Source organism: Kineococcus vitellinus (assembly GCF_009906315.1).
GTDB lineage: Bacteria > Actinomycetota > Actinomycetes > Actinomycetales > Kineococcaceae > Kineococcus > Kineococcus vitellinus.
In genome coordinates, this window is the sequence record NZ_JAAALL010000008.1 from 26,587 (window position 1) to 35,653 (window position 9,067).

At 76.9% G+C, this 9,067-nt stretch carries 6 protein-coding genes; all 6 read right to left on the bottom strand.

What is annotated here, in order from left to right; all coding sequences use genetic code 11:
* Nucleotides 1–142 precede the first annotated feature (142 nt).
* On the bottom strand, nucleotides 143–2,401 hold the full coding sequence (locus tag GTQ99_RS01850; RefSeq protein WP_166614034.1) for a putative bifunctional diguanylate cyclase/phosphodiesterase: 2,259 nt from the start codon (nucleotides 2,399–2,401) through the stop codon (nucleotides 143–145).
* A 137-nt stretch (nucleotides 2,402–2,538) separates the two neighbouring features.
* Complete coding sequence (locus GTQ99_RS01855; protein ID WP_166614035.1) at nucleotides 2,539–3,498, bottom strand: cation diffusion facilitator family transporter; 960 nt, start codon at nucleotides 3,496–3,498, stop codon at nucleotides 2,539–2,541.
* Nucleotides 3,495–3,854 (bottom strand): ArsR/SmtB family transcription factor, encoded by a 360-nt coding sequence (locus GTQ99_RS01860; protein ID WP_166614036.1) that lies wholly within the window; start codon nucleotides 3,852–3,854, stop codon nucleotides 3,495–3,497. Before GTQ99_RS01860 ends, GTQ99_RS01855 begins: the two co-directional genes overlap by 4 nt.
* A gap of 42 nt (nucleotides 3,855–3,896) precedes the next feature.
* The gene (locus GTQ99_RS01865) at nucleotides 3,897–4,982 is read right to left on the bottom strand and encodes a family 43 glycosylhydrolase (RefSeq protein WP_166614037.1); all 1,086 of its coding nucleotides are present in this window, start codon (nucleotides 4,980–4,982) and stop codon (nucleotides 3,897–3,899) included.
* Nucleotides 4,983–5,122: 140 nt separating this feature from the next.
* Nucleotides 5,123–6,679, bottom strand: a complete 1,557-nt coding sequence (locus GTQ99_RS25805) for a methyl-accepting chemotaxis protein (RefSeq protein ID WP_166614038.1) — start codon at nucleotides 6,677–6,679, stop codon at nucleotides 5,123–5,125.
* 241 nt (nucleotides 6,680–6,920) lie between these two features.
* On the bottom strand, nucleotides 6,921–9,017 hold the full coding sequence (locus GTQ99_RS01875; RefSeq protein ID WP_166614048.1) for a RecQ family ATP-dependent DNA helicase: 2,097 nt from the start codon (nucleotides 9,015–9,017) through the stop codon (nucleotides 6,921–6,923).
* Nucleotides 9,018–9,067: the final 50 nt, after the last annotated feature.

Below are 9,067 nucleotides of genomic sequence, written 5' to 3' on the forward strand. Positions count from 1 at the left end.
GATCCCGTCGGCGACACCCTGCCCGATCGACGGATCGAGCGGAAGAGCACCCCTGCCGCCGCGCCCGCCCAGCGGTGATCTTCCACGGTGCACCGTGGAAGATCACCGACAGGAGGGGCGGCGGGGACCACGCGCGGGCGGCTCAGACGAGGGCGCCCTCGCCCTCCGGCTCGTCCCGGGCCGGCTGCGCGGCGCGCCGGCGCACGAAGCCCGGGACGTCCCCGGCGTCCATCGCGGCGCCGAACAGGTGGCCCTGGGCGCGGGAGATGCCCAGCGCCTGCAGCGGCGCGAGCTGCGCGGCCTCCTCCACCCCCTCGGCCAGGATCTGCATGTCCAGCGCGCGGCACAGCGCCGCGATGCCCTCCAGCAGCGAGGTGTCGCCCCCGGTGACCAGGGTCGTCAGCGACCGGTCCAGCTTCACCGTCGAGATGGGGAAGCGGCGCATGTAGGACAGCGAGGTGTAGCCGATGCCGAAGTCGTCGAGGTCGACGTGGAAGCCGGCCGCCACGACCTCGCGCAGCGACGCCGCGATGGAGGGGTCGTCGGGCAGCTCCTCGTGCTCGGTGACCTCCAGGTGCACCCGGTCGGGGGCGATGCCGTGCCGGGCGGCCAGCGAGGAGATCCAGCGGGCCGCGCCCCGCCGGCGCAGGCTGCCGACGCCGAGGTTGAGCGCCAGGTGCAGCGGCGGCAGGCCCAGGGCGTCCCAGCGCGCGAGGTCGGCCATCGCGCGGGCCGCGACGTGCTCGTCCAGGCGCGCGCCGAGGCCGGCGGCCTCGGCGTGCTGGAGGAACTCGTCGGGCACCAGCACGCCCGCGCGGGGGTGGTGCCAGCGCACGAGCGCCTCCACGCCCACGACGACGCCCTGGGCGGGGCCGGGGGCGAGGTCGACGATCGGCTGGTGGACGACGACGAGCTCGCCCACCTCGAGCGGGTCGCCGTCCTGCAGCAGCAGCCGGCGCAGCTCCTGCTGCACGACGAGCGCACCGAGGACGCGCTCGCGCAGCTGCGGGCGGTACACCTGGGCGCGGCCCTTGCCGGCCTGCTTGGCCGCGTACATGGCGATGTCGGCGTCCACGAGCGCCTCGGCGAGGGTCGCGCCCGCGCGCAGCGGGGCGATGCCGATGCTGGCGCTGACCTGGTGCGGCAGGCCGTCGAAGGCGAAGGGCGCGTCGAGGGCGGTCAGCAGCACGTCGCCGGGGCCCTCCTCGTCCTCGGGGGGCGTCCAGGCGACGACGATGAACTCGTCGCCGCCGGTGCGGGAGACCACGCCGCGCGGGCCGACCGCCCGCCGCAGCCGCCCGGCGACCTCCACGAGCAGCGCGTCGCCCACGGCGTGCCCGCGGGTGTCGTTGATCTGCTTGAAGTCGTCGAGGTCGACCAGGCACAGGTGCACGTCCTGCCCGGGCACCCGCCGCCGCAGCTGCTCCGCCGCCCGGGGCAGCCCGCGGCGGTTGACGAGGTCGGTGAGGGGGTCGCGGTCCGCGGTGCGCTCGGCGCGGTTGACCGCCAGCGCCGCGAGCGTGACGCCCGCGCAGGCCAGCACGTAGCCGCTGGGGGCCACGACCTCGACGGCCACGTCGGGCAGGACGCCGAAGGCGCCCAGCACCCACAGCACGGGCACGGCGCAGAAGACGGGGACCACGGCCAGCAGCCGGTGGCCGTCGCGGCGCAGGCCGCCGCCCGCGGCGGGCGTGCCGAGGTGGCGCATGCTCGGGTGGGCGGCCGCGGCGGCCAGCAGCACGGAGACGGCGCAGCCGAGGGTCCGCAGCGGCGAGGCCTGCAGCACGAGCAGCTCCCCGCGGGCGGTGACGAGCGCGGCGACGGCCAGCAGCGTCCCGGCGGCCAGCAGCACCAGCGCCGTCGCGGGGGCCATCCCGGTGCGCGTGGACAGCAGCCGCAGCAGCACGACGGCCAGGACGACGTCGGCCGCGGTGCCGGTGAGGACGGCGGCGTCCGCGCCGACGCCGGTGGCGCGCAGCATGCCGAGGACCTGCACGACGACGAGCGCGCCGCCGCAGGTGGTGAGGAAGAGGTCCGGCCAGGTGGTGCGCGCCGCGCCGGCGGAGCGGGCCAGGGTGCGCACGAGGAAGGGCACGACGGCGAGGGCGACGAGCTGGACGACGAGGACCGTCCAGCGCGTGGCGTCGACGCCGCCGCGGGAGGCGGTCGTGACGACCGCGCCGGCGAGCCCGGTGGTGACCAGGACGAGCACGAGCACCCACACCAGCGGGACGACGGGCCGGTGCGCGCGCACGCCGAGGCAGGCCACGAGCAGGGCGCCCGCGTGCACGAGCAGGGCGGCGACGTCACCGGCCGCGGTGCCGCCGCCGGCGGGCAGCAGCGGCACGAGGCCGGTGAGGACCGCGAGCACGCCGAGCACGCCGAGCACGCGCTTCGACATGGTTCTCCTCGCCCCCTGGGTGCCCGGACGACCCGGTCCCTGTGCGCATCGGCACGCGGGGGCCCGCGCTCGTTCGCCCGATCGGGCGTGCCGGGTCCCCCGGGTCCCCGGGGCGTCGCGGCGGCGGGGGGCCCGCCTCAGTCGTGGGTGGCGACCTCGTGGCCGCCGTGCCCCTGGGGCTCCAGCTGGAACGTGGCGTGCTCGACGGCCACGGGGAAGTGCTCGGCGACGCAGGCCTGCAGCTGGTCGAGGATCTCCGGGGCGTGCCCGTCGCTGAAGCAGGAGTCGTCGAGGACGACGTGCGCGGAGAGCACGGGCAGGCCGGAGGTGATGCGGCTGGCGTGCAGGTCGTGCACGGCCTGCACGTGCGGCAGCTCCAGCAGGTGCCGGCGCACGTCCTCCAGGTCCAGCCCGGGCGGGGTCTCCTCCAGCAGCACCGAGGTCGTCTCGCGCAGCAGCCCGAGCGTGCGCGGCACGATGAGCACCCCGATGAGCAGCGAGACGACGGCGTCCGCGCGCGTCCAGCCGGTGAGCGCGATGACCACCGCGGCCACGATGACCGCCACCGAGCCGAGGCCGTCGTTGACGACCTCCAGCACGGCGGCGCGCACGTTGATGCTGCGCCCGCCGTCGCCGCGCAGCAGCAGCAGCAGGGCGACGACGTTGCCGACCAGGCCGACGACGCCGAAGACGACCATCGCGCCGGAGGCCACCTCGGGCGGGTCGAGCAGCCGCCGCACGCCCTCGACGAGGACGAAGACCCCGACGGCGAGCAGCGCCGCGGCCTGCAGGGTCGCGGCGAGCACCTCGGCGCGCCGGTAGCCCCAGGTCCGCCGCGCGGACGCCGGCCGGGCGGCCAGGCTCGCGGCGATCAGGGCGATGACCAGGCCCGCGACGTCGGTGAGCACGTGCCCGGCGTCGGCCAGCAGCGCGAGGCTGCCGGACAGCCACGCCCCGACGGCCTCGGCGACGAGCACGACGGCGGTGACGGCGAGGGCGCCCGCCAGCCGGCGGCGGTCCTGGCCGGGACCGCCGTGCCCGTGCCCGTGCCCGTGGCCGTGGCCGTGGCCGTGGCCGTGGCTCCCGCCGCGGGTCACGAGAGGGCCTCGTGCGCGGCCGGGGGGCGGGCGCAGGTCCCCTCGGCGTGCTCGTCGCCGACGGCGAGGACCACGCCGAGCAGGTCGCCGAGGGCGTGGCTCAGGCGCGCGTCGGTGATCTCGTAGCGCACCCGCCGGCCCTCGGGCACGGCGACGACGAGCCCGTGCCCGCGCAGGCGGGCCAGGTGGTTGGACAGCGACTGGCGCGAGACGCCGAGCAGGTCGGCCAGCTCCGCCGGGTAGCCCGGCGCCTCGCGCAGCGCCAGCAGCAGCCGCGAGCGCGTGGGGTCGGACAGAGCGTGGCCGAAGCGGGCGAGCACCTGCGCGGACGTCGCGATCACCCCCCGACGGTACATCGGGGGATGGATCGACGTGCCGCCCGGTGCACGGGGCGCGGCTCAGGCCGGCGGGCGGCCGTCACCGGGGCCGTAGCTGAAGGACGGCCAGCCGCCGCGCCACTCCACCTCGCGGATCTGCATGCGGATCGTGCCGCCGGTGCTGGCGTCGTAGTAGTGGTGCACCGCGTAGGTGCGGCCGCGGTCGTTGAGCACGTCGAGGGCGCCCGTGCCGACCTGGTCGCCGCGCCGGCCCAGCAGCAGGTCCCCGCCGCCCTCGGTGAGCAGCCGCCCCTCGCGGTCGACGAAGGGGCCGGTGGGGCTGGTGGAGCGGCCGACGTAGGTCTCGTAGGTGCTGTCCACCCCGCGGCAGCAGAAGTCCCGGGAGACGGTGAGGTACCAGTGGCCGCCGTGCTTGAAGACCTGCGGGTTCTCGACGGCGTTCGGCAGGTCGACGGGGTTGCTGGCCAGGTCCGTGACCGGGCCGACGGGACGCACCATGTCCACCAGCCGCTGCACCTTCACCCCCGTCCAGAACGAGCCGAACGCGATGTACCAGGTGCCGCCGTCGGAGAACACCTGCGGGTCGATGGCGTTGAAGTCGTCGTCGGCATCCGAGCGCAGCACCGGCCCGTGGTCGACCCAGCTCTCCAGGTCGCCGGGGGTCCGCGTCGTCGCCAGGCCGATCGCGGACTCGTTGGTGCCGAACGAGGAGGCGGCGTAGTACAGGTGGAAGGTGCCGCCGCGCTCGACGACGTGCGGTGCCCACAGGTGGGCCACGCCGTAGGCCCGCGTCCACTCGGGCAGCGCGATGGCCCCGACCGACTCCCACGGCCCGGCGAGGCTGCCCACCGAGCGGCGCACGAAGATCCCGCCCGGGTCCTCGGCGTCCGCGCGGCCGGTGGAGAAGACGTAGTACGTCCCGCGGTCGCTGAACAGCGTCGGGTCGTGCACCGGGTCGTCGACCTCGCCGGGCACGAAGTCGCCGACGTCACCGCTCATCGGCAGCTTGCCGCTGGGCGGCGGCCCACCCGGTCCACCCGGTGCGGCCTGGGCCACGGCGCCCGCGCTCGTCAGGCACAGGGCGGCGAGGGCGGCGGCGAGGGACGCGCTGCGGCGTCGGGCGGTGCGTCGCGCGGTTCGGGGCACGGGGGTTCCTCCTGCTCGTCGTCGAGCGCACCCGAGCGGGTGCCGACCCGAGCATGCCCGCCCGTACAACGTTGCACAAGACGGGCCCGGCGCGTGTCCCGGGGCGCGGCAGGCCGGGCGCACCGGCCGCCGCGACCGCCTCAGCCGTGCCGGAAGCCGGCCGCCATCTCCTCCTGCTCGCCCAGGACGGCGGCGATGCTCGCCTGCACGGCGTCCAGCTCGCCGATGGTGCGCCCGGTCTCCTCGATCCCCGCCGCGACCGAGCGGCTGCTGTCCTGGATGTCGGCGATCTGCCGGCCCACCCGCTGGGTCGCCTCCGCCGTCTCGCGGGCCAGCTCCTTGACCTCGCCCGCCACCACGGCGAAGCCCTTGCCCGCCTCACCGGCCCGGGCCGCCTCGATGGTGGCGTTGAGGGCGAGCAGGTTGGTCTGGCCGGCGATCGTCGTGATGACCCCGATGACGTCGCTGATCGAGGCCGTGACCTCCTCCAGCGCCTGCACCTCGCCGGTCATGGCCGCCGCCTGCCGGCGGGCGTCGTCGGCGACGCGCCCGGAGTCCAGGGCGGCCTCCCGCAGCCGGGACACCGTCTCCAGCAGCTCGCGGGCCGAGGCCGCGTCCTGCTCGATCCGCCGCAGCGTCGCCAGGCGCTGGGAGACCAGCTGAGCCACGTTGCGCAGCGCGGCCGCGCGCGAGGAGGACAGCTCGATGGTCTCGGTGGTGAAGAAGTCCATCGTCCCGACGACCTCGCCCTCCACCAGCAGCGGGAAGCACACGCCGGAGCGCACGCCGGCGCGCTGGGCCGCGGGGGCCCGCACGCAGTCGGTGACCTCGGCGAGGTCGGGGACGAAGACCAGGTCGCGGGCCCGCCAGGCGCGCCCGGACAGCCCGACGCCCTCGGCGAAGCTCGCGCTCAGCGTCACGTCGCGGAACTCCTGGCCGGCCGAGCCGGACTCCAGCTGGAACTTCAGCGTGCGGTCGGCCTCGTCGAGCGCCCAGTACGAGCCGTAGGCCCAGCCGAACCTGCGGCGCACCGTCTCCAGCGCCGCCCGCAGGGCCGCGGCGGCGTCGGGGGCGGCGCCCGTCGCCGTGATGACCTCCGTGACCGAGGCGCGGTCGTCGAGGACCTCCTCCAGCCGCGCGGCCGTCACGGCGTCCTCGACCACGTGCGCCAGCACCCGGCCGATCGCCTTCCACTTCTCCTCGCGGGCGCCGAAGAACGGCAGCGGTGTCGAGCCGTAGTACTCGTGCAGCGCGACGAGGCGCCCGCCGACGACGACCGGCAGGAGCGCCCCCTGCGCGGCCCCCGCGGCGGCCGCCGCGCGCCAGCGGGCGTGGGTGGGGACGACGGCGGTGGACTCCTCGTCCAGCACGGCCATCGTCTGGGCCGTGGCCCACCGGACCTGCTGCGCGTCCAGGGTGATCGTCGTGATCCCCGTCGCGCCCAGCGCGGCGCTCAGCGGGCCCGTCTCGCCGCGCAGCGCGAAGGCGCCCCCGCCCACGGGCAGCCACACCGCCCCGTAGGTCAGGCCCAGCGCCGACGCCAGGGTCGACACGACCGTCCGGTGGGCCTCCAGCTCACCGCCCCGCTGCCCGTCCAGCGCCGCCAGCACGGCCTCGAGGGCCTCGACGTCGCGCGGTTGCGGCTGGGGCGGGGGCGCGGGGGTGCGCGCTGCCCGGGCGGTGCGGCGGTTGAGCATGGGTGATCCTCCGCGGTGCGGTCGCGAGGCAGGGGCGCGCGTGGTCTCGGCGCTGCCGCGGCACACGGGTCCCGGTGCGACGGCGCTGTTCCCATCGGCGTTCGGCCGCGGCGGCTGAAGCCCCGCCGGACGACGCGGTGGCGGTGCCGGGGACCGGGCAGCGGCCGCGCCGAGACCACGCGCGCCCTCACCGCCCGGAGCCGTCCTGAGCCCCTCGGTCCCGCCGGCGCCCTCGGTCCCGTCAGTCCCCGTCGCCCAGCACGAACGGGTGCACCGCGTCCGCGCCCGCCCGCCGCAGCTGGCGCGCCGCGACGGTGAGCGTCCACCCGCTGCGGGTGCGGTCGTCGACCAGCAGGACCCGCCGGCCCGCCACGGGCGCGTCCTCGGGCAGCTCGAAGCGGCGGGCCACCTGGGCCAGGCGGTGCGCGGAGTTCACGTCGCTGCGGGTGGGGCCGTCCTCCAGCAGGCGGAAGGTCGCCAGGACCGGCAGGTCGGTGTAGCGGGCCAGGCCCTCGGCGAGGTGGGCGACCAGCCGCGGCCGCGAGGCCGAGCACATCGCCACCACGCCGTCCAGGCCCAGCTCGCGCGCCCAGTCGTCGAGGACCGCGGCGGCCGCGTGCCGCAGCGGCACCGGCGTCTCGCCGTCCACCGCGCCGGGGGCGAACAGCTCCCGGACGGCGTTGCCCCAGCCCAGGTCGGTGGTGCGGGCCACGGCGCGGCCGGTGCCGGGCTGCTCGGCGGGGGCGATGCGCCCGGAGACCGGGACCCCCAGCGCCTTCACGCCGGCCGGCCACACCTTCTTCGGCTCCAGCGGCACGCCGGGGCGGTCCAGGTCGGCCCCGGCGGCGCTGACGGCGGACTCGTCGACGTCACGGGGCACGTCGAAGCCGCCGCAGCCGTCGCAGCGCCCGCACGGCGCGGCCTCCGGGTCGTCGAGGGCGCGGCGCAGGAACTCCAGCCGGCAGCCCGTCGTGGCGACGTAGTCGAGCATCGCCTGCTGCTCGACCTCGCGGGCCTGGGCGACCCGCGCGTAGCGCTCGCCGTCGTAGGCCCACTCCCGCCCGGTGGACAGCCACCCGCCGCGCACCCGGCGCACCGCGCCGTCGACGTCGAGGACCTTGAGCATCGTCTCCAGCCGGTTGCGCCGCAGCGCCACCCGCGCCTCCAGCGCCGGGGTCGACAGCGGCTCACCGACCTCGGCGAGCGCGCCCAGCGCGCGCCGCACGTCCTGCTCCTCGGGGAAGCCCAGGGAGGCGAAGTAGCGCCAGATGTCGCGGTCCTCCGCACCCGGCAGCAGGACCACCTGCGCGTCGTCGATGCCGCGCCCGGCGCGCCCGACCTGCTGGTAGTAGGCGATGGGGGAGGAGGGGGCGCCCAGGTGCACGACGAAGCCCAGGTCGGGCTTGTCGAAGCCCATCCCCAGCGCGCTCGTGGCGACCAGCACCTTGATCCGGTCGTTGACGAGGTCGTCCTCGGCCTGCAGGCGCTCGCCCGGGTCGGTCTGCCCGGTGTACGGCACCGCCTCGACGCCGTGCGAGCGCAGGTGCGCGGCCACGTCGGCGGCCGCCGACACCGTCAGCACGTAGACGATCCCCGAGCCCGGCAGCTGCGGCAGGTGCTGCACCAGCCACGCCAGCCGGTGCGCGTGCGAGGGCAGGCGCACCACGCCCAGCCGCAGCGAGCTGCGGTCCAGCGACCCCCGCAGCACCAGGACGTCCTCCAGCGTGCGGGTGCCGGTGACCGACAGCTGCTCGGCGACGTCGGCGGTCACCCGCGCGTTCGCCGTCGCCGTCGTCGCCAGCACCGGGATGCCGTCGGGCAGGTCGGCCAGCAGCGTGCGGATGCGGCGGTAGTCGGGGCGGAAGTCGTGCCCCCAGTCGGAGACGCAGTGCGCCTCGTCCACCACCAGCAGCCCCGTCGTCGCCGCCAGCGGCGGCAGCACCTCGTCGCGGAAGCCGGGGTTGTTCAGCCGCTCCGGGGAGACCAGCAGCACGTCGACGGCGCCCGCGCGGACCTCGTCGAAGACCTGCCCCCACTCCTCGGCGTTGGTGGAGTTCACCGTCACCGCGCGCACCCCCGCGCGCTCGGCCGCGGCGATCTGGTTGCGCATCAGCGCCAGCAGCGGGGAGACGATGACCGTCGGCCCGGCGCCGCGGGCGCGCAGCAGGGCCGTGGCCACGAAGTACACCGCCGACTTGCCCCAGCCGGTGCGCTGGACGACCAGCGCCCGCCGCCGGTGCGCCACCAGCGCCTCGATCGCCGTCCACTGGTCCTCGCGCAGCCGGGCGCCCGGGTCGCCCACGAGGCGGCGCAGGACCTCCTCGGCCTCCGCGCGCAGCGCGGCCGGGTCGAGGGCGGGGGCTGCGGGCGCGCTGCTCGGGGTGGGCA

Coding starts and splice junctions, on each gene's coding strand:
- GTQ99_RS01850 (WP_166614034.1), bottom strand. CDS start 2,401: ATGTCGAAGCGCGTGCTCGGCGTGCTCGGCGTGCTCGCGGTCCTCACC.
- GTQ99_RS01860 (WP_166614036.1), bottom strand. CDS start 3,854: ATGTACCGTCGGGGGGTGATCGCGACGTCCGCGCAGGTGCTCGCCCGC.
- GTQ99_RS25805 (WP_166614038.1), bottom strand. CDS start 6,679: ATGCTCAACCGCCGCACCGCCCGGGCAGCGCGCACCCCCGCGCCCCCG.